A 19,925-nucleotide genomic window follows, 5' to 3' on the forward strand; every position below is an offset into this window, starting at 1 on the left:
TCCCTACTTCCCATCCAGCACCCGCCGGAGCATATCCAACGCCTGGTGCACCGTGTAGATGATGTTGCGCTTCCGGTCTTTACCGGAGCTGAGCAGTCGGGCGGTGGTGCCTTCGGGGCCAGCGACCGCGATCCAGATGGTGCCAACGGGCTTGTCTTTAGTCCCGCCGCCCGGACCGGCAACTCCTGAGGTAGCGATGGCATAGTCCGTTCCCAGCTTCTTGCGGGCGCCTTCAGCCATAGCTTTAACGACGGGCTCACTCACCGCGCCGTTCTTACGGATCATGTTGACGGGTACGCCGAGTACCTTGTTCTTTACCTTGTTGTCATAGGCAACGATGCTGCCCATAAAGTGACTGCTGGAACCAGGATGACGGGTAATCAGAGCTGCAATACTGCCGCCGGTGCAGCTCTCCGCAGTGGCCAGGGTTAGTTTTTTATCTTGCATCCGGGACTGAACGGCCAGGGCAAGATCTCCCTTGCCGTAGCCATAGACGAGATCACCGATGATGTCTTCAATCTGTACCCGCACGTCTTCCAGCTCGGCCTTCATCCGCTCTTCGTCGGTGCCGCGGGTGGTAACGCGCAGGCGGACGGTGCCGAGGTTGGGCAGGTAGGCGAGTGACATATGCTCGGGCAAACTGTCTTCCACCGGTTCGATCTGTTCGGCGATGGTTGTCTCGCCGGCGCCGGCGGTGAGAATGGTCAGGGCCCGGAGGCGTTTGTCGTCACCATTGAACTCCAGCAGGCGTGGGATGACCTCGTTACGCACCAGCTGACGCATCTCGTAGGGGACACCGGGCATGGAAACGATGATGTTGCCTTCCAGTTCCAGCCACATGCCGGGAGCGGTTCCACGCTCGTTGGTCAGCACGGTGGCAGTCGCCGGCAGCTCGCACTGTACGCGATGATGCTTGGTCGCTTTTTTGCCGAAGGTGCGATAGATTTTTTTCAGCCGTTTCCAGCTTTCTTCGTGAAAAACCAGCTCGGTGTTACAAAAATCCGCCAGTACGTGCTTGGTGATGTCGTCTTTGGTGGGGCCGAGGCCGCCGGTGACGAGCACTACATCAGCCGCTTCGGTGGCCCGCATCAGGCCACTCATGATGCCCTCGCGGGTGTCCGCGACGGAGAGGTGTTCAACGACTTCAAAGCCTTCTTCGTTCAGGGCGTTAGCCATGAAGGTGGCGTTGGTATCCGTAACCTGGCCAATGAGAATTTCATCGCCGATGGTAAGTATGTATGCGCGCAAGTGAGAATGGGTGAATGCGGGAATGGGTGAATGTGGGCGCCGGGGCGCGGGTGCAAAGGACGGTAAAAGAGCCGGGAGTAACCCTAAAGTAAGATAGATAGTTGCTTTCGTTCGAGTTCCCCTTGCTTCATTAGTACTTCATCGCACCTGCGTCTGCGCCACTAAATTACCTGCGGCAAAGCCGGTTTTAGGCCAAATCAAGAATCGCCAATCAAGAATGGGGAATCGAGAATCTCTGGCCCCTATCTTTGCCCCATGCACAAAAGCGGTTTCGTCAACATCATCGGCCGGCCAAACGCCGGAAAATCCACCCTCATGAACGCCCTGGTCGGCGAACGCATGAGTATCATCACGGCTAAGCCGCAAACTACCCGGCACCGCATCTTCGGTATTCTCACGGGTGAAGACTTTCAGATTGTCTTCTCCGATACGCCCGGCGCCATCGAAGACCCGAATTACAAGATGCAGGAGATGATGAACCGCTACGTTAACACCAGTTTTGACGATGCGGACCTGATGATCTACCTCATTGACCCCCAGGAAGAATACAGCGAAGACGATATGCTGGTGGGGAAACTGCGGCACTCGAAGTTCCCCCTCTACCTCGTCTTCAATAAGTCAGACATCACGGAGGCCGACACACTCAACCGGCTCCGGAAACAGTTCAAAAAGTGGTTGAAGCCCGACCGCATCTACGAAATCTCCGCCCTTAAGGGAGACGGCGTGCCGGAGCTGCTGGCCGACATCGTGGAAATGCTTCCCGAAGGCCCGCAATACTTCCCCGAAGACCAGTTGACGGACCGCACGGAACGCTTCTTCGTTTCCGAGATCATTCGTGAGCAGATTCTGACCCAGTATCACCAGGAAATTCCCTACTCCGTAGAAATTGACATCGAGAGTTTCCAGGACACTACCACCAAGGACGGCGCCGAGCTGGCCCGTATCTCTGCCCTGATTTATGTCTCCCGTAAAAGTCAGAAACCCATCCTGATCGGCAAAGGAGGAAAAGCCATTAAGGAACTTGGCAGTCAGGCCCGCAAACGGATGGAAGATTTCCTGCAGCGAAAAGTATACCTGGAGCTACACGTGAAAATCAAAGAAGACTGGCGGGATGATGAGTCGGCGCTGAAGCGGTTTGGGTATGAACGGTAGGGGAGTCAAGTAGTCAAATAGTCGCTGCCGCTGTTGCTGGGCACGCTGCTTTGCAGCTGGAGGGAAGCAGGGAGTCAAGTAGTCAAACAGTCTGGAGATAGTACTGTTTGACTCCTTGACTATCTGACTTTCTGACCCAAACCTCCCCACTTATGTACCTACGCCTGTTTATTCCATGTCTTCTGTTCGTTCTCCTGTGTTCCTGTGACGGGCGCAGAGACATCCGCAACTATTACTTCCCCGCCCGGGAGCTGACCGACGGCCTCGTCTACGCCTACGAGAATACCGGCACGTTACCCGGCCCCGACCTGGAATACTGGTACTACCTCGGGGTGGACGTTGATACGGCGCTGCATCTCAGCGTCACCCGCTACAACGATGATCTTTCCCCCGCACAGCAAAGTCGCGAGGAAATCCGGAATGATGGTGTCTATTTGCGGACGCTTAGTTTGCTGCCTACGGACAGTACCGGCATTGCTACTGAGGTGAAGACAGAAGTTATCTACGATCGGGCTTTCCCCTTTTATCTGGATGAGGAGGCAACAACTCCCTTCGGCTACCGGATTAAATTCAGCATGCCTGACGCCCCGGATGCCGTTAACTACGTGAGTATGGACCGCCGCTTTGTGCGGGATACCACCATCTCCGTCCTGAATAAAACCTACGACGCGCTGCTCTTCAGCCTCGCCGGAGAGGTCAGCCTCCGGGACCCGGAAGACGGGGACATCAGCCCTCAATTCTCAGGCTACGAAATCTATGCTAAAGGCCTCGGCCTCGTCGAGTTTAAGCGGGAATTGGGCAGCGGAGCTTCCCTGGGAGGCCGGCTCGTGGAGCGGGTGCCGATGGCGGAGTTTGCAGAAGGGGTGAGGGAGTAGCTAGTTTTGATTTCGTTTATCTTGTGGTTGTCATAACGGAAAAGTCATGCGCGATCTATCCATTAGCCTTCTTTCGCTGGCATTAATTATTTGTTGCTGTGGTCATCCGCTGAATGCACAGAGGATCTGTGATGGAAAGCCGCTGAGCTTAAAGTATAAGGCATGTGAACTGGAAACAATGATTTTTATTTACGAGAAGCTCCCGGATGTGAGCGATGAATCATTGGCTTTCTATCTCTTTTTCTCTCTGGATAAAAAGGGAAATGCTACTTACCTTTCTCATCAAACTTACAGCAGCTCCGCAGTAGATATACCGCAGGATAGTATTACGGCTTTTTTCGAGAGCTTACCGGTCTTCAACGCAAGTTGCCGGCCTGCGGATGAAAAAGTGCTGGTTCTGCCGGTAGCGATACATCATCGTGTGAGTCAGATGTGGTTTAAAGGCCAGGAGAGCGAATTTTTAAGAGTCGATAACGCCCTGAAAATGGGCCGGCTCTTAACGTCCGGCATGGTCAAAGTGAAGATGTTGCCAACGCTTTTTGTGGACCGCTGCCCGGGTTGGCAGAGCCATGGATTACCAGATTGCTATTGAACTGACGCTTTTATCTGAAATACTTCTTATCCGCCCAAAACGTCCCAAAAGGAATGATGGATGCCAATAGTGAAAGGCCGATAACCTTCCAGCTCCAGTCCCGGTTGATACCAACTACCAGCACCAGCAAACAATAGGCGATAAACAGCACTCCATGCCCCATCCCGATGACCTTATTCGGCTCGGGTTGATCCAAGAGGTACTTCAGTGGCATGGTGACAAAGAGAATGAGCAGAAAGGAAACTCCTTCCACGAAGGCGAGAATCCGCAGGCGGCCAAGGGAGGTTTTTAGAAGCTGTTGCATGGGGCAAAGGTCTGGAATTTTGCTGCCCGGACCGTTAGCTCAGGGTAAAAAGATAGTTCGGCAACTTTTCCCCTTTTTCCTTTTCCCCCTTATCCTCTACCAGCCCACCCGCACCGACAAATTCGGTGTCAGCGCCAGTCCGAGCCGGTCCACCCGCTGGCGGAAAAAGCGTCGCTGCCCGGGCAGCGGGTCCTCCCGCTCGGCCAGCAGAAAGCCGCGGCCGAGTACATTCTCCCGCCCGTAAAGGTTAAGCAGAGAAAAAGACAACTCTCCGGTATGCCCGTTCAGTTTGCTGGAGGACCAGTCGTAGCTGACGGAGAGGTCGAGGCGATGATAAAGCGGTAATGACTCGGCATTGATGTCTTCGGGGATCAGGTCCGCCTGCAGTCCGCCGCCGTTGGCGCGGGTGGGCCCCACCTTGAAGTTGGTGTAGCGCCCGCCGGAGTACATCCGCCAGCCCAGAGAAAAAGTCCAACGATCCACTCCATAACTTTGCATGAGACGGAGCTGGTGGCGGCGGTCATTGTCTGCCGGGAAGTAACCTTCCGTTACCGTCGGGAAAAGCCAATCCGTTTTACTCAATGAGTAAATGACCCAGCTACGGAAGCCGCCCCAACGCTTTTTTACCAGCAGGTCCATGCCGGTAGCCCGGGAGTCTCCCGTCGGGAATCCGGTGGATTCTTTGTCCAGTTCCGTTGAAGACAGGCCGGTTACTTTCTTGTGGTACAACTCCAGGTCAAGGAAAAAGGTGCCGATATCTCCGGCGATGCCGAGGCTGGCCTCCCGACCAGACTGTACCTGAAAGTCAATGCCATCCGCCAAGGTCCACAGTGGAGCGCTGGTGCTGATGCGTTCTTCATTGAGTTCGAGTACCTGAACGGGGAATTGATGATTCGCGCCGTAGCCAGCTTTGAGTAGCCATTGGTCCGTCAAACGATAGCTGCCATTGAGGCGTAACTCAGGGTACAACTTTTGCGTGTTGGCATACCAGGGTAAGCGGAGCCCGGCTTCCAGATGTAAGGGTTTGGCCGGTGTCCAGCTGTAGCTGCCAAAGGCGGAAACTGCCCTTGCATTGCCGTCCCGGATGCTGGCCTCCCGTAAGCTCCCGAAGGAATTTTCTGCCGCCAGCCCAAAATTATAGCCGTATTCCTGCCACTGCAGGCCGGTCTTGAACCAGCCCGTTTTATGGAGCCGGCTGCGGTAATTCACTTTGGCGGAGGTCTCCCGGATACCACTCTCCCGGGAGATGGTCAGGCTCCCGATCCGGCCGTCATAAACGTTCTCCCCCCGATTGGCGAAATCGGTGTGGATAAGCTGGACCTCTACTTCTCGTTCTTTGCCCAGTTGACGGCCATACTGCAGGCTGATGCCTGAGTTGCCACTGTCCAGAGCGTCCGTGAAAGAGCCCGGCTCGCCCGACTGCCCGAGGCTGTAATCCAACTCATCATCCTGACAAAAACCGCTCAGGCGGAAGTATTGCCGGTGGTCGGGGCGGAATAACCAGCGGCCGTTCAGTTCCCGGAAGCGAAAGTCTTCATCTGCCCGCTGTTCCGTTCCTTCTCTGGCAAGTGCTTCACCGATGAGAGAGCCCTGAAGTGCCTGGTCCCGGTAACCTTTATAGGTCGGCCCGTCCAGCAGGGCCGGAAGGGAGGAGCGCACGCTAAGCTGCAGATCGGATTTTCCGTTGAAGAAAGGTACCCGGCCCCAGGCGTCCGTTTGCAAAAAGCTAGCCCCGCCGCCACCGGTGAATCGTTTGGCGACTTCTTCTTCCGTTTTCATTCGGATGACACCGGACACCCGCCCGCCGTATTCCGCGTCTGCCTGCCCGCGCCAGACGTCCATGGTCTCCACCAGCTCCGGTGCGAAGTTGGAAATCATCCCGAAATAGTGGCCGGAGGGGTAGACCGGAATACCATCCCAAAGCACGAGGTTTTGGTCAGGCGTTCCGCCGCGAATGCTGATGTCTCCGGCGGTCTCGTTCAGGTTGTTGATGCCGGGGAGCAGGGAGAGGTTGCGCATTACTTCGCGGTTGGCGAAGCCCGGGAGAACATCTACCTGATTGGGGTCAATGATGACCCGGCGGCCGTCTTCAGTGGCGCTGATGCCGTCGGTCAAATACTCCGTTACGGTAACGGAGACCAGCTCGATGGAGGTAGGTCGCAACACCACATTGAGGTGGCCGGGGCCGGAGAGCTCCTCCGGGCTGTACCGGCGTACGCTGTAGCCGAGGTAGTGCAGGGAAAGACTGTCAGCAGGCGCAGCGCGGAGGGTAGCTTCCAGCAACCCCTCCTCATCCGTCACCAGGCTGATGCCCCGGCTGGCCAGCCCGACAGAAACGAAGGGTAGGGGAGTACCGTCAGTACCAACGGTGCGCAGGCGGATAGTCCAATCGCTTAAGTCGGCTTCCGTGCCTGCCCGCAGCGCAATTTGCTTGTCGTCCAGGTAAATGACTTTGATGCCATGAGGGCGGAAGAGACAGTCGGCAACTTCTTCCCAGGCTGCATCCTGAAACAGACAGTTGGCCTGTTTGTCCTTTAGCGTGGATTCCAGGAAAGAGAAGGTCAGACCGAAGTCCTGTTCGAGTTGCCGAACGGCTTCTACCAGCGGTTGATCGCTAAACCGGGCGGTGAAGCTGCCAGTAGGGGAAGACTGACTGCTGAGCGCGGTAGTCCATAAAAAGAAAAAGAGTAGGAAGAAGGTGCCGCTACTTCCGGGACGGTTGAGGGGTGCTCCGGGACGCTCGAAGGTCGCTCCGCGACGCTTCGAGGTCCCTGATCCGGCGCTTCGAGTGGCCTGCAACAGTGTGAAGCGGTCCTCGAAGCGTCCTGGAAGGTTCTTCGAGCATCCGCGTTGCCCGAGTACCTGATCATTCCGTCTCTTTCGAACCTTGTATTTCCTAATCATCATATTGAAAGGGCTCTACTCTACGATCACCCGATTACCCACTAAGTTAGGTTCAAAATTCAGGGGGGCAAATAATTCGACTAGTGCTTTTTCAAGATTATCATTGGTGAAACGACTGCTGGCGAGTTCTGTGTCATCAAAAGCAGGTGGAAGATTAAAGGTTACCTGATACTGTCGCTCGAATTCCGCGAAAATTTCGGACAGTGGCCGGTTCTGGAAGTAAGAATGACCATTGAGCCAGTCCAGGGTTTCTTCCCGCGTGGAGCGATTGTTCGCCACGGTACCATCCGGCAGCAGGCTGACGGATTCTCCGGCAGTAAGTGGGTGAGCCATTGACTGGCCGGAGAATTGAACGCTCACTTTTCCGGTCTGGCAGGCGACCCGCATTTCCTGCCCACGTTCGTAGACGTTGAAACTGGTGCCGAGTACAGTGACGGTGCCCAACTCCGTGGTGACGACGAAGGGAACGTCCTTTTTTTCGACTTCGAAAAAGGCTTCTCCGCTAAGGGTGGCGGCACGGGTTTCGCCTTCCAAAAAGGACAGTTTGCTGCTTGCGTTGAGTTGTACACTTGATCCATCAGCCAGCAGGTGTTTACCGGTTTCTTCGTAGTGGTCTCCGGCTTTCGGTAGTAGGAACCAGGCGGCGAGTAGTAGTGTGACGGCCGCCGCAGCGTACCATGCCCAACGATAATGAGGGCGCTGACGCAGGGGCAGGGTTCTGGTTTTAGCAGCAGTGGCGCGTCTGGCTTTGAGGCGCGCCAGCTCCGCGCGCGCGTCGTAGTCTGGTGCCCGCAGCTGGCTGGATAGCTGGGCGATGCGCTCGTAGTCCGCAAAGTCCGGCCGCTCCCGCAAAGCTTTTTCTTCGGCGGGGCTCAGCTCACCGCTGAGCCAGCGGGCGAGGAGGGTTTCGTCTTGGAAGGATGGTTCCATGGTTTCTTTTTTTCTTTCCTGGCTGTGGGCCGGGACTTTATCTTTCCCGGACTACAGCGATTGCTTTGCAATCGTCTTTCGTCCGGGGTTAAGGATGTTTGATCCCGCAGTACTGCGGGATCAGGAGGAGATTAAATTTTAGCATGAAGTTCCCGCAGCGTCACCAGCGCCCGGTGCATTCGTTTCTCCACGGCCTTCTGGCTAATGTTAAGGAGCTCGGCAATCTCCCGATACTTAAGGCCGTCGATGCGGTTAAGGAGGAAGACTTCGCGGGCGCCTTCGGGGAGCCCGGCAATGGCAGCCTCCAACTGCTCACGAAATTCTTTCTCTTCCAGCTGGTGCTCCGGGGAGGCAACAACAGAAGTTAGCCCTTCCTGCCGCCATTCGTATTTACGGACCACCTTCGCCCGTTCCCCCAGCTTAAAGACCAGGTTTTCGCCCACCCGGAAGAGCCAGGCTTTCGCTTTGTCCGGTAAGACTTTGCCACAGTTCTCCCAGAGTTTTAGGAAGGACTCCTGCACCAGGTCGGCCGCCTGCTCCGCATCGCCACAACGATAATAGAGGAAGTTCCTCAGTCGTGGAGCCAGGCTCAGGAAGGTGCTGTCAAAGACCGTCTGGTCGCAAACACCATTATTATATTGTTCTTTTTCCATGGCTTTAAAAAAAATGATAGTAGAAGGTAGGGTAAATTTAGGGGAAGGGATTTGGTAGAGTGAAGTGCGGCCGTTGCCGCGCATCTCTCATTACCCTTAACCGGGAGTTCGCGTTTTACCCGACCTCCCACATCGATAAATGTCATGATTCGTATTCCCAAAATTCTTTCTCTCCTTTTAGTTGCCCTTTGTTGCGCCTTTGTATTCACGTCCTGTGACGAAGATCAGTTCCAGGAAGAAACCCTGATTGATGTAGTTACTGAAGAAGATCTACCCATCCTGTTAGAAGCAGCCCTTTTACCTCCTCCGGCGGACCCTACGGAAACCGACCCGGATGATGAGCGGACACCCTGCTTCCGTTTCGTCTACCCCATCGAGTTGGTATTGCGCAACGGTACCGTGCTGACCGCTGAAAACGGGGAGGAACTACGCGGCTTTGTCAGCCGCATCCGTACCAATAACCTGCGTGCCAATTTCGTCTATCCTTTCGATGTGGAACTCGCTAACGGAAACACCCTGACGCTGCTCCGCTTCAACGAATTCCGCCGCCTGCGGGCTTTCTGCGATGCCCGCGACAGTGCCGGCGATGAGCCTTGCTTTACCTACAACTACCCCATCGGTATCACCGTCGATGGCGAATCCGTAACCGTCAACAGCGGCGCCGAATGGCGGGAAACCCTGCGCGCTGCCGGCCGCGATGCCGTTATCCGTATTAACTACCCCATCAGCGTCAATTTTGAAAACCGCGACCGGGCGCTGATCATCCGCAACGCCGCCCAGCACGCCCGCCTGCGGTATGCCTGTGGGCACTTTGACCGGGACGAAGACGGAACGCCCTGCTTCCGCTTCAACTACCCCGTAAGCCTGACCATTGATGGAGAGCTTACGGAAGTTGATAACGCTGCAGATTGGCTACGGACTATCATCACTGCCGGCCGCGATGCCGATGTGCGCTTCGCCTTCCCGGTTACCATTACCCTCAATGACTCCCAGGAGGAAATCATCGTCGAAAGCCGCGAAGGCTGGAGAGCGGTGCGGGGGCTCTGTGAATAGATTTAATTCCTGACCTGTTACTCAGCGCGATCGGATCCCTTCCGGTCGCGCTTTTTAATTTCCGGCTGCCTCTGCAGGGCTGTTTTCCAAAGGAGCGGGAAGAGAAGTGGGAGGAGCGACCCTCCCGCTGAGAGACTAAAGCCCAGCCGTCATACCAAAAATGGTAATAGGACGATGTTAAACAGTAGTGCAGTTTTTCTTGCTCAGTAAGTCTCTCTCCTTTCTCCTTTTCTCCTCCGACTCCTCCGGAAAATAGAAGTACTTACGATTTCTCCACATTCCCTTCTTTCCCTATGCAACGGGCCTCAGGCCCGAAAAAGAAAGAACATTGCACCTGCGTCCGCGCCATGTTATATCCAGTCAAAAAGAAGTTTTAACGCCTTTGCTCAATCAAAATCGATTCTCGAACGTATTACAGAGACCGACCCCAAAATTCAGCTTAATGCAACGATTTTTACTCCTCTGTTCTCTCTTCTTCGTGATGGCGGGCAGTCTCGCCGCCCAAACCCGGGTAACCGTCAAAGGCTACGTTCGGGACGCCACCAACGGGGAGACCCTGATTGGCGCAACGGTCTTCCTGGATGGAACGACCAAAGGGACGACCACCAACGAATATGGATTCTACTCTTTAACGGTAGATCCCGGAAATTATACCCTGGTATCCTCTTACCTCGGGTTTGAGGATCAGCGGAAGGACGTTGAGCTGGTCGGCAATTTTACCGTTGACTTTGAACTGGGCGAAGCCGGCACCCTGCTCAACGAAGTCGTCGTCGTTGCCGAAGAAGAAGACCAGAACGTCCGCGAAGTACAGATGAGCGTGGAAAACCTCGACATGGGCACCATCGAACGCCTGCCGGCCCTGCTGGGTGAGGTAGACGTTCTTCGTTCCATTCAGCTGCTGCCGGGAGTAACCTCCGTAGGGGAAGGCGCCGCCGGATTCAACGTTCGCGGTGGTTCTATTGACCAGAACCTGGTGGTGCTGGATGAGGCTCCGGTCTTCAACTCCAGCCACCTGTTCGGTTTCTTCTCCGTCTTTAATCCCGATGCAGTGAAAAACGTGAAGCTCTACAAAGGAGGGATTCCGGCCCGCTACGGTGGTCGCCTGTCGTCCATTCTTGATGTGCGAATGAAGGAAGGAAACAGTAAGCAGTTCGAAGCTCAGGGTGGCATTGGCACCATCTTTAGCCGTCTTAGCCTGGAGGCTCCGATTGTGAAAGATAAATCGTCTTTCCTCGTGGCGGGACGCCGCTCTTACATCGATGTGTTGGCTGCGCCCTTCCTGAGTGGAGACCTGGACGGTACGCAGCTAAACTTCTACGATCTAACCCTGAAGACCAATTACCGCTTCAGCGATAAAGACCAGATTTTCTTGTCCGGTTACCTGGGGCGCGACGTTTTCCGGCCCAGTGATGCCGGCGGTTTTGATTGGGGTAATACCACTACGACCTTCCGCTGGAACCACCTGTTTAATGATCGCCTGTTCAGCAACCTGACCTTTTACTACAGCGATTATGACTACGCCATCCTCTTCGGGGATGACCCGGAAGAGGACGCTTTTGACTGGAATGCGAGTATTGTTAACCTGAGTGCAAAGCCGGAATTCAGCTACTTCATCACACCAGAGAATATCCTCCGTTTTGGTGGCCAGGGTATTTATTACCGCTTTGAGCCAGCCAACGCCGTAGCGGTGAGCGACGGTGTGGAGATAGACATCTCCGTAGCCAACCAGTGGGCGACGGAGTCGAGCGTCTTCGTGGAAAACGAACTTTCACTCTTCGAGAATAAGATAAAACTGAACTACGGCCTGCGCCTCAGCCACTTTGCTTACCTGGGCGGGCGGCGGATCTACGAATTCGGCGACGCTCCGGCGGAGGGCTTTGCCCGCCCGCTTACCGGCTTCCGTACCTCTGAGCGTGGTGAAACGATCAAGACCTGGCTGAACCTGGAGCCGCGGGCGGCGCTGCAGCTCCAGCTCTCTCCCACCAGCTCCTTCAAGGCCAGTTATCAGCGCACGGCCCAATACATCCACTTGCTCAGTAATACGACGGCTTCGATTCCGCTGGACATCTGGACGCCCAGCACGAACAACATCGACCCCCAACTGGCCGATCAGTTCGCCATTGGCTACTTCCGTAACTTCAAGGACAATATGTATGAGGCCAGCTTTGAAACCTACTATAAAGATTTCAAGCAGCTGGCTGACTTCGTCGACGGCGCGGACCTGGTGCTGAATGAGCTGGTGGAAGGGCAGATCGTAGAAGGGGAAGGCCGCGCTTATGGCGCCGAACTACAAATAAAAAAGGTAAAAGGCCGCTTCAATGGCTGGCTCAGTTACACCCTGGCGCGTACCGAACGGTTGACGCCGGGCTTGAACAACAACGACTGGTACCCCAGCCGGTTTGACCAGACGCATAACTTCAATCTGACGGGCTTCTACGATCTCAATGAACGCATCACCTTCAGTGCTACCTTCGTGTATAACACGGGTACGCCCGTTACCCTGGCCAGCGCTGGTTACTACCAGTTGGGCTACTTTATCCCACACGTGGAAGACGGTAAACGGAATAACTTCCGCATTCCGGATTATCATCGCCTCGATGTTTCCATGACGCTTAATCCGAAGAAAGAAAAGGCCAATAAACGCTGGCAGGGCCAGTGGATCTTCGGCGTTTATAACCTCTACAATCGGCGTAATGCCTTCACCGTTTCCGGGACCCAGAGTGAAGGGCGGCCTATCCTCGGACAGCCCATCATGACCGAGGCCAACAAGCTGAGTGTGATCGGTAATTTCATCCCCAGTGTGAGCTATAACTTCAAATTCAAGTAGATCAATCGAAGCTTTCTTTGGGCGCGAACGCGGGTGCAAAGGAAGTTTTTAGCAGCAGTGAATACCGTTTATCAGTCATTTTACGGTTCCCGCATACTTGCCCAAAATCATAACCGAAGGGTCACCCCTCTCCTTCGGACAGGAGCCGGGGGAGAGGTTTTAACTATCTCTTTCGGATTCAAAAAATCATCTGTTTCAGCTATGAAAAAGTTACTTCTTCTTCTCGCTTTATCTTTTTCTCTTTTCCACTGTACCGACCCCGTCGACCTGCCCAGCCGGTTTGAAGAACCGGAACTGGTGGTGGAAGCCTGGCTGACGAATAAATCGGAGCCCCAAACCATCCTTCTGACGGAGAGCCAGGATTACTACGCCAACCGCCTGCCCACGCCGGTAACCGGCGCTCAGGTCATCGTCTGCGAAACGGTGGATGCCACCCCGACGAGCAACTGCTTCGTCTTCGAAGACGAAGGCGAAGGCCGCTACGTCTGGACGCCCGCCCCCGGCGAAACCATCGGGGAGGTAGGGACAGAATTCGGTCTTGGTGTCCAACGGGGAGAGGAGCAATATACTTCGGTGACCACTATGAACCGAACGGCCATCATTGATTCCATCAGCTTTCAGTTTGAGGAGGCTTCAATTGGTAATGATGAAGGTATTTATGCTCAATTGTATGCCCGGGATCAGGTAGGGATTGGTGATGCTTACCTGATTCGTACCCGTATTAACGATACCTTGTTGTTGCGCCCCTTTGAGTTGTCCAGCGTCTATGATGCCACTTTTGATCCCGGCACGGAGACGGACGGGATTACCTTCATTTTTCCCATTCGCTTTAGCATTAATAAACTGGACGATGATGGGGCACCCATACCGTTGGTAGAGGGAGATAAAGTAGAAGTGGAAGTCTGGTCGTTGAGCCAGGAAGCTTTCTTTTTCCTCAACGTTGCCGGAGATCAGATCGTCAACGGAGGGAGCGGTCTTTTTGATATCCCCGTCGTTAGTTCCCCCGGTAATGTTTTCAACGTAGATAGCGGAGAACGTGCGCTCGGTGTCTTTAATGTAGCAGCAATAGCGGCGGCGGAACGGACGCTGGAGGAGTAGTTTGTACCGCCGACTTCAGTCGGTGGAGTATAGTTTTCACCTACAGAAGTCGGCGATACCAACCTTACTTCCAGTCGCTACACATCATCCCGTTTCGGCTGATGAGGATAACCTGTTGGCGGACGACGTCCCCTTTCTTTACACTAAGAAGGTAACGGCCATTCTTAAGTTTCTCCATGCCCAGCTTGTAGCTGTAACCATTGCGCTTGCGGATCTTGTCGCGGTAAACCTCCCGGTCGCGGTCCAGGTCGATGAGCGTGAAGTAGGTGGATGCCTGGTTGAGGTTAGCAATGATTACTTCCAGGTCATTCCCGGCGATCTCGCTACGGACGATGAGTGGGTTGGTATACTTGCCGTCGTTGCCGCTATCGGCGAAAGCTGGCGTAGTGGCAAACAGGCAAATGGCAAAACAGGCGAAAATTAACTTTTTCATGGCGGGTTGAATTTTGGGTTAGTTGTAATACGTTTTCAGTAGCTTCATTTGGGAGGGGAGAAAAAGGTTACCTATTGGTGAAAAAAAGATGGAGGGATTAGTCCAGGGCACAAAAAAGCGATCAGCGAAGAGCAGTCAATGCCGTTGGGCCTGACCGTTCTTCGCTGATCGCTAAAAACGTTACACTGTACTAGACGTAGTCAAACACCCCAACAGACGAGGGGGATGACCACTGTCATTACTTCCAGTCGCTACACATCATCCCCTGATCAGAAATGAGGATGACCTGCTGGCGTATCACATCACCTTTTTTGACGGCGAGCAGGTAACGTCCATTCTTGAGCTTGTCAAGGGCCAGCTTGTAGCTGTAGCCGTTGTGCTTGCGAATGAAGTCAGTGAATACCTTCTTCTTACGATCAAGACGGGTAAGTGAAAGGGTAGTGGTTTGTTGTTCCAGGTTCGCCAGTACTATTTCCAGCCCGCCTTCTGCCACCTGGCTGCGCACGATGAGTGGCTCATGTGGATTGTCAGAATTAGCGAAAACCGGGCTTGCTGCGAAAAGGAATAAGGCGAAAACGGAAAAAATCAGCTTTTTCATGGTTCAGGTTATTAAATTGATAAACAGTGGGTTAAATGCTTTGTAATTAGTGACGACAAAGGTCCGCCCTGGGTTGCACTCAAAAATTATTTAACGATAAAAAGGATGTTAAGATCGACGAATGGGGGTGAACCGCCAGGGTAATCGCAATCTCTCCGCCGAAACGCTCAAAGGTCCCGCAATACAGCGGGACGCTTTGAGATCCGCATTACCCGAGCTTGCGATTACCCTGTTTGAATCGCCGACTGAAGTCGGCGGTACAAACTACTCTCCCCAACGATAGCTCTCCAATTCAAAGCCTGCCAGATCCAGCACCCGGTCCACCACCGTCAGGGCGATCTCTTCTTTAGTCTCCGCGCCCGAGTAAAAGCTCGGGATGGCGGGGCAGATGATGCCACCGGCTTCGGTAATGGTAACCATGTTGCGCAAATGGATCAGGCTAAGTGGGGTCTCCCGTGGAACGACGATGAGCCGGCGGCGTTCCTTCAAGACTACGTCAGCGGCGCGGGTGATGAGGTCTTGACTGACGCCAGTGGCGATTCGTGCCATCAGTCCCATACTACAGGGGCAGACGAGCATCGTGCCGTACTTCGCAGAGCCGGAGGCGAAGGGAGCGTTAAAGTCGTTTTTTTCGTAGAAATCAAAGGGGTAAACGGAAGCATCAAAGGAGCCGAGCTCCAGCTCCCAGTTGACCTTTCCGTTGCCGGTCATCACCACGCCGACGGCTTCCCACTGATCTTTCAGAGTGGCGAGGCGGTCGAGGAGAAGTTTGGCGTAGAGGCTCCCACTACTGCCGCCGATGGCGACTACGATTTTGTGCTTATGCATAAAATTGGAACGGGGACAAAGGCTGATTGGTTGTGGATTTAGTAAAATGGCGAGGTAGTGATTAATACCGTTTAAAGAAAAGTAAACGGCACTAACCATCAGGGGGCGCGGCCGCAGGTGCAATGTTAAAGTTGTAATGAGCATGGCTTATTTAGACTTTACCCTGCACCTGCGGTCCCGCGCATAAAAAAAGGCCGGAAGCATAAGCTCCCGGCCTCGAACACACACTAAAACACTCATCATTTCTTTACACCGCTTCCGCTACCCGCTCGGTTTCCCGAGCTTTACGGAACACGACGATATCATTGAACACATCAAGCACCAGCTGGCTGCCGGGCTGAATTTCGTCGGCCAGCATCTGCTTAGACAACTGCCGCAGCACCCGTTTTTTGATGACACGCTTCAATGGGCGTGCACCGAATTCCGGGTTGTAGCCCTCGGCCGCGAGCCAATCCATCGCTTCCGGCGCAACGGTTAGGAGGATGTCCTGCTCGGCCAGTTGCTGGGTTACCTCACGAAGCTGAAGCTCCACGATCTGACGGATATCGCCCCGGCTGAGCGGACGGAACATCACCACATCATCGATACGATTCAGGAATTCCGGGCGTACCGTTTGCTTCAGTACGTTGAAAAGCTGCTCTTTGGTTTCTTCCACGATTTCCTCCTCATTATTTCCGTCGATCTGGCTGAATTTTTCCCGGATCAAATCAGAGCCAATGTTGGAGGTCATGATGACGATGGTGTTCTTGAAGTTAGCCATCCGTCCTTTATTGTCGGTGAGCCGGCCATCATCCAGTACCTGCAGGAGCGTATTGAACACGTCGGGGTGTGCCTTTTCGATCTCGTCAAGCAAGACGACCGAGTAGGGCTTGCGCCGCACGGCTTCGGTCAGTTGCCCGCCTTCGTCGTAGCCGACGTATCCGGGAGGGGCACCCACCAGACGGCTCACGGCGTGCGCCTCCTGATATTCACTCATATCGATACGCGTCATCATATCCGCGTCGTTGAAGAGGTACTCGGCGAGCGCCTTGGCCAGTTCCGTTTTACCAACACCGGTGGTGCCCAGGAAGAGGAAACTCCCGATGGGGCGGTCCTGGCTACTCAGGCCGGTGCGGCTCAGACGAATAGCATCGGCAACAGCCTCTACGGCCTCGTCCTGGCCCACTACGCGGGCATGGAGTTCTTCTTCCAGGCGGAGTAGCTTTTCCCGCTCACTTTGCAGCATGCGGGTAACGGGGATGCCGGTCCAGCGTGCTACGATTTCGGCGATGTCTTCAGCGTCAACCTCTTCCTTGACGAGCATCTTGTTGTCGGCCTGCATTTCAATCAGGCGCTCATTGAAGCCAGTCAGCTCTTGCTCTACTTCAGGGATGAGCCCGTAACGAATCTCAGCTACGCGACTGAATTCTCCGCTTCGTTCGGCCTGTTTGGCGTCCGTCTTCAGCTGTTCGATACGTTCTTTTGCCTGCTGAATCCCCAGCACCACTTCCCGCTCGGTTTCCCACTGAGCACGGAGTTCGTTACGCCGGTCCTCGAGGTTCGCCAGGTCAGCCGCAATGCGGTCCATTTTGGTTTCATCATTTTCCCGCTTAACGGCTTCCCGTTCAATTTCGAGTTGGCGAATCTTACGTTCAACTTCGTCCAGCTCTTCCGGCATGGAGTTCATCTCCAGGCGCAGGCGGGCAGCGGCCTCGTCGATGAGGTCGATGGCTTTGTCCGGCAGGAATCGATCACTAATGTAGCGTTCGGAGAGCTGGACGGCGGCTACGACGGCTTCGTCAAGGATGTTAATCTTATGGTGCGTTTCGTAGCGCTCTTTGAGGCCACGGAGGATAGAGATAGCGTCTTCTTCGTTAGGCTCGGCTACGTTTACCTGCTGGAAGCGGCGTTCGAGGGCCTTGTCCGTTTCAAAGTACTTCTGGTACTCGGCCAGGGTGGTGGCACCGATGGCGCGGAGTTCGCCGCGGGCCAGGGCTGGCTTGAGGATGTTGGCGGCGTCCATCGCGCCCTGTCCTTTACCCGCACCCACGAGGGTGTGGATCTCGTCGATGAAGAGGAAGATCTGGCCTTCGGCCTGAGTAACTTCATTAATGACGGCCTTCAGCCGTTCCTCGAATTCGCCCTGATACTTTGCACCGGCGATGAGGGCTCCCATATCAAGGCTGTAGATTTCCTTTTCACGTAGGTCCTCCGGTACATCTCCATTAACTATCCGGTGGGCAAGCCCTTCCACAATAGCCGTTTTACCAACACCGGGTTCTCCGATGAGGATAGGGTTGTTTTTACTCCGGCGGGCAAGGATGTGCAGAACCCGGCGAATCTCTTCGTCGCGGCCGATAACGGGGTCAAGCTTGTTCTTTCGGGCTTGCTCGTTCAGGTTAATGGCATATTTTTCCAGCGAGTTATAACTGTTCTCGGCAGAGTTGGAAGTCACCTTTTTTCCCTGACGCAACTCCTCAATGGCTTGCTTCAATACCTTATCGTTAACGCCAGAATCCTTTATGACCTGGGTAGACTGTTCATTAATTTTTAAACCAGCTAATAAGATATGTTCAAGGGAGACAAATTCGTCTCCCATCTCACGAGCAATCACATTAGCGTGCTGCATCATTTCTGCGGCAAGGCGACTAAGCATCTGCTGCCCCCCGGATTGCTTCGGGTAGCCGGCAACAATACTATCTGTTGCTTGCTTGACCGCATTGAGGTTAGCGCCCATCTTCTTGAAGAGAAAGGGCGTAACGTTTTCGTCAATTTCAAAAATAGCTTTCAGCAAGTGGCCGGGTTCAATATTTTGCTGCCCGTTACCGAGAGCAATCTCTCCCGCACGCTGTAAAGCCTCCTGAGACTTTATGGTAAAGTTGTTAAAGTTCATTATGCAAATGTTTGCCGCGGTAAGCGGATGGTTGTCAAGTAATTAGCGACACTATCGAAACGAAACGACCAGCGCTTCTGGTTCGTTGGTGTCACGTATTTAGCATAGCAAAGGAGGTGCCCGGTGCACGTATCGGTAATTTCGTCATGTATTTTGTGCTTGGGCCTGACTTTTTTTCAGGCAGGGACTTGTTGGGGCAGGGACAAAAGAATGGGCAGGCCTGCATTATGTGACCTACCCATTTAGAGTGTGAAATTGAGAGACGCTAAAATCTGTGAATAGCTTAGCACAAGAAAAAAAGACGATCAGGTTTATTACAAGTTGAGAGCTGTGGAAGCCTATATCATTACTGCGATCAAGGTTCTAAAGAGATAAAAGCGTCCGGAGTCGCTCCCTTCCCGTTGATTGCGCTGCAAAGATGAATGGAAGACCAGGCAGGGACGGAGAGAATTCTATTTTTGGTAGGAAACCTCCGTTTTTTGGTACACATCAATGATTTTGACTCAATTGCCCTGAAAGAAAACGGGCAAGCCACATTATGTGACTTGCCCGTTTGAGAGTGTGAAATTGAGAGACGCTACAAAATGAAAAGGTTTACTATGAGTTGAGCGCTGTGGAAGCTTATATCATCAGTGCGATCGATGTGTAAGCAGCAGGCTGTTGTGGTTTTAACTGCTTTTCGTTGATTGCAGGGCAAAGATGAACGGGAGCAGAGCCCGGAGCCGGTAGAATTCTATTTTTGGTAGGAAACCTTCGTTTTTCGGGAAGCTGCTCCTGATTAGGCAAACTCTCTCCTCGGCGAAAGAAAACGGGCAAGCCACATTATGTGACTTGCCCGTTTGAGAGTGTGAAATTGAGAGACGCTACAAAATGAAAAGGTTTACTATGAGTTGAGCGCTGTGGAAGCTTATATCATCAGTGCGATCAATGTGTAAGCAGCAGGCTGTTGTGGTCTTAACTGCTTTTCGTTGATTGCAGGACAAAGATGAACGGGAGCAGAGCCCGGAGCCGGCAGAATTCTATTTTTGGTAGGAAACCTTCGTTTTTCGGGAAGCTGCTCCTGATCAGGCAAACGCTCTCCGGCGAAAGAATAAAGGGTAAGCCACATTATGTGACTTGCCCGTTTGAGAGTGTGAAATTGAGAGACGCTACAAAATGAAAAGGTTTATTATGAGTTGAGCGCTGTGGAAGCTTATATCATCAGTGCGATCGATGTGTAAGCAGCAGGCTGTTGTGGTCTTAACTGCTTTTCGTTGATTGCAGGGCAAAGATGAACGGGAGCAGAGCCCGGAGCCGGCAGAATTCTATTTTTGGTAGGAAACCTTCGTTTTTCGGGAAGCTGCTCCTGATCAGGCAAACGCTCTCCGGCGAAAGAATAAAGGGTAAGCCACATTATGTGACTTACCCATCAAGATGTTGAAAATAAGATGCTTAAAATATGTACAAGGGGGATTAAAATCTAAAAACCATAGGGACTATTACTACACAGTAGCGGAGGAGTTTGGTAAGAACCTTACCCGTTAGTAAGGTTGACCAGTGACTAGTTCCCGGCTAATTG

At 53.6% G+C, this 19,925-nt stretch carries 15 protein-coding genes; 6 read left to right on the top strand and 9 right to left on the bottom strand.

Annotated elements, in window-relative coordinates; all coding sequences use genetic code 11:
- Positions 1-3: 3 nt before the first annotated feature.
- Positions 4-1,248: a competence/damage-inducible protein A gene (locus tag BM123_RS03140; RefSeq protein ID WP_090165363.1), complete on the bottom strand. Its 1,245-nt coding sequence runs from the start codon at positions 1,246-1,248 to the stop codon at positions 4-6.
- A 255-nt stretch (positions 1,249-1,503) separates the two neighbouring features.
- Between BM123_RS03140 and era the strand changes: the two genes are divergently transcribed.
- From era to BM123_RS03155, 3 genes are all read left to right on the top strand, one after another.
- Positions 1,504-2,400 (top strand): GTPase Era, encoded by an 897-nt coding sequence (era, locus tag BM123_RS03145; RefSeq protein WP_090165364.1) that lies wholly within the window; start codon positions 1,504-1,506, stop codon positions 2,398-2,400.
- Positions 2,401-2,552: 152 nt separating this feature from the next.
- Positions 2,553-3,275: a hypothetical protein gene (locus tag BM123_RS03150; protein WP_090165365.1), complete on the top strand. Its 723-nt coding sequence runs from the start codon at positions 2,553-2,555 to the stop codon at positions 3,273-3,275.
- Positions 3,276-3,321: 46 nt separating this feature from the next.
- Positions 3,322-3,867 carry a hypothetical protein gene (locus BM123_RS03155; protein WP_139211742.1) on the top strand — a complete coding sequence of 182 codons (546 nt, stop codon included), beginning with the start codon at positions 3,322-3,324 and terminating at the stop codon, positions 3,865-3,867.
- Positions 3,868-3,877: 10 nt separating this feature from the next.
- Here the strand turns inward: BM123_RS03155 and BM123_RS03160 are convergent, their stop codons facing one another.
- From BM123_RS03160 to BM123_RS03175, 4 genes are all read right to left on the bottom strand, one after another.
- Positions 3,878-4,171, bottom strand: a complete 294-nt coding sequence (locus tag BM123_RS03160; RefSeq protein WP_090165367.1) for a DUF3817 domain-containing protein — start codon at positions 4,169-4,171, stop codon at positions 3,878-3,880.
- A 96-nt stretch (positions 4,172-4,267) separates the two neighbouring features.
- Positions 4,268-7,078: a TonB-dependent receptor plug domain-containing protein gene (locus tag BM123_RS03165; RefSeq protein ID WP_090165368.1), complete on the bottom strand. Its 2,811-nt coding sequence runs from the start codon at positions 7,076-7,078 to the stop codon at positions 4,268-4,270.
- Positions 7,079-7,090: 12 nt separating this feature from the next.
- Complete coding sequence (locus BM123_RS03170; protein ID WP_090165369.1) at positions 7,091-8,005, bottom strand: FecR family protein; 915 nt, start codon at positions 8,003-8,005, stop codon at positions 7,091-7,093.
- 131 nt (positions 8,006-8,136) lie between these two features.
- A complete protein-coding gene (locus tag BM123_RS03175; protein ID WP_245748402.1) occupies positions 8,137-8,658 on the bottom strand; it encodes an RNA polymerase sigma factor in 522 nt (173 codons plus the stop codon).
- A gap of 144 nt (positions 8,659-8,802) precedes the next feature.
- Between BM123_RS03175 and BM123_RS03180 the strand changes: the two genes are divergently transcribed.
- The 3 genes from BM123_RS03180 to BM123_RS03190 all read left to right on the top strand — a co-directional run bounded on the left by BM123_RS03180 (position 8,803) and on the right by BM123_RS03190 (position 13,636).
- Positions 8,803-9,711 (top strand): hypothetical protein, encoded by a 909-nt coding sequence (locus tag BM123_RS03180; protein ID WP_090165371.1) that lies wholly within the window; start codon positions 8,803-8,805, stop codon positions 9,709-9,711.
- A gap of 442 nt (positions 9,712-10,153) precedes the next feature.
- On the top strand, positions 10,154-12,538 hold the full coding sequence (locus BM123_RS03185) for a TonB-dependent receptor (RefSeq protein ID WP_090165372.1): 2,385 nt from the start codon (positions 10,154-10,156) through the stop codon (positions 12,536-12,538).
- A gap of 201 nt (positions 12,539-12,739) precedes the next feature.
- Positions 12,740-13,636 carry a DUF4249 family protein gene (locus BM123_RS03190; protein ID WP_090165373.1) on the top strand — a complete coding sequence of 299 codons (897 nt, stop codon included), beginning with the start codon at positions 12,740-12,742 and terminating at the stop codon, positions 13,634-13,636.
- A gap of 64 nt (positions 13,637-13,700) precedes the next feature.
- Here BM123_RS03190 and BM123_RS03195 read toward each other — a convergent pair whose 3' ends face one another.
- From BM123_RS03195 to clpB, 4 genes are all read right to left on the bottom strand, one after another.
- Entirely contained in the window at positions 13,701-14,069 is a 369-nt protein-coding gene (locus BM123_RS03195; protein WP_090165374.1) for a hypothetical protein, read from the bottom strand.
- Between the two features lie 238 nt (positions 14,070-14,307).
- Entirely contained in the window at positions 14,308-14,667 is a 360-nt protein-coding gene (locus BM123_RS03200) for a hypothetical protein (RefSeq protein ID WP_090165375.1), read from the bottom strand.
- 264 nt (positions 14,668-14,931) lie between these two features.
- Positions 14,932-15,495 (bottom strand): UbiX family flavin prenyltransferase, encoded by a 564-nt coding sequence (locus BM123_RS03205; protein WP_090165435.1) that lies wholly within the window; start codon positions 15,493-15,495, stop codon positions 14,932-14,934.
- Positions 15,496-15,742: 247 nt separating this feature from the next.
- A complete protein-coding gene (gene clpB / locus BM123_RS03210) occupies positions 15,743-18,367 on the bottom strand; it encodes an ATP-dependent chaperone ClpB (protein WP_090165376.1) in 2,625 nt (874 codons plus the stop codon).
- Positions 18,368-19,925 lie beyond the last annotated feature (1,558 nt).

This window comes from Neolewinella agarilytica, assembly GCF_900110645.1.
In the GTDB taxonomy this organism is placed as follows: Bacteria; Bacteroidota; Bacteroidia; order Chitinophagales; family Saprospiraceae; genus Neolewinella; species Neolewinella agarilytica.

What these genes read in the sequence shown, in the direction of transcription:
- BM123_RS03200 (WP_090165375.1), bottom strand. Translation starts at nt 14,667, where the DNA reads ATGAAAAAGCTGATTTTTTCCGTTTTCGCCTTATTCCTTTTCGCAGCA.
- clpB (WP_090165376.1), bottom strand. Translation starts at nt 18,367, where the DNA reads ATGAACTTTAACAACTTTACCATAAAGTCTCAGGAGGCTTTACAGCGT.
- BM123_RS03150 (WP_090165365.1), top strand. Translation starts at nt 2,553, where the DNA reads ATGTACCTACGCCTGTTTATTCCATGTCTTCTGTTCGTTCTCCTGTGT.
- BM123_RS03205 (WP_090165435.1), bottom strand. Translation starts at nt 15,495, where the DNA reads ATGCATAAGCACAAAATCGTAGTCGCCATCGGCGGCAGTAGTGGGAGC.
- era (WP_090165364.1), top strand. Translation starts at nt 1,504, where the DNA reads ATGCACAAAAGCGGTTTCGTCAACATCATCGGCCGGCCAAACGCCGGA.
- BM123_RS03180 (WP_090165371.1), top strand. Translation starts at nt 8,803, where the DNA reads ATGATTCGTATTCCCAAAATTCTTTCTCTCCTTTTAGTTGCCCTTTGT.
- BM123_RS03160 (WP_090165367.1), bottom strand. Translation starts at nt 4,171, where the DNA reads ATGCAACAGCTTCTAAAAACCTCCCTTGGCCGCCTGCGGATTCTCGCC.
- BM123_RS03195 (WP_090165374.1), bottom strand. Translation starts at nt 14,069, where the DNA reads ATGAAAAAGTTAATTTTCGCCTGTTTTGCCATTTGCCTGTTTGCCACT.
- BM123_RS03185 (WP_090165372.1), top strand. Translation starts at nt 10,154, where the DNA reads ATGCAACGATTTTTACTCCTCTGTTCTCTCTTCTTCGTGATGGCGGGC.
- BM123_RS03165 (WP_090165368.1), bottom strand. Translation starts at nt 7,078, where the DNA reads ATGATGATTAGGAAATACAAGGTTCGAAAGAGACGGAATGATCAGGTA.
- BM123_RS03155 (WP_139211742.1), top strand. Translation starts at nt 3,322, where the DNA reads ATGCGCGATCTATCCATTAGCCTTCTTTCGCTGGCATTAATTATTTGT.
- BM123_RS03190 (WP_090165373.1), top strand. Translation starts at nt 12,740, where the DNA reads ATGAAAAAGTTACTTCTTCTTCTCGCTTTATCTTTTTCTCTTTTCCAC.
- BM123_RS03170 (WP_090165369.1), bottom strand. Translation starts at nt 8,005, where the DNA reads ATGGAACCATCCTTCCAAGACGAAACCCTCCTCGCCCGCTGGCTCAGC.
- BM123_RS03175 (WP_245748402.1), bottom strand. Translation starts at nt 8,658, where the DNA reads ATGGAAAAAGAACAATATAATAATGGTGTTTGCGACCAGACGGTCTTT.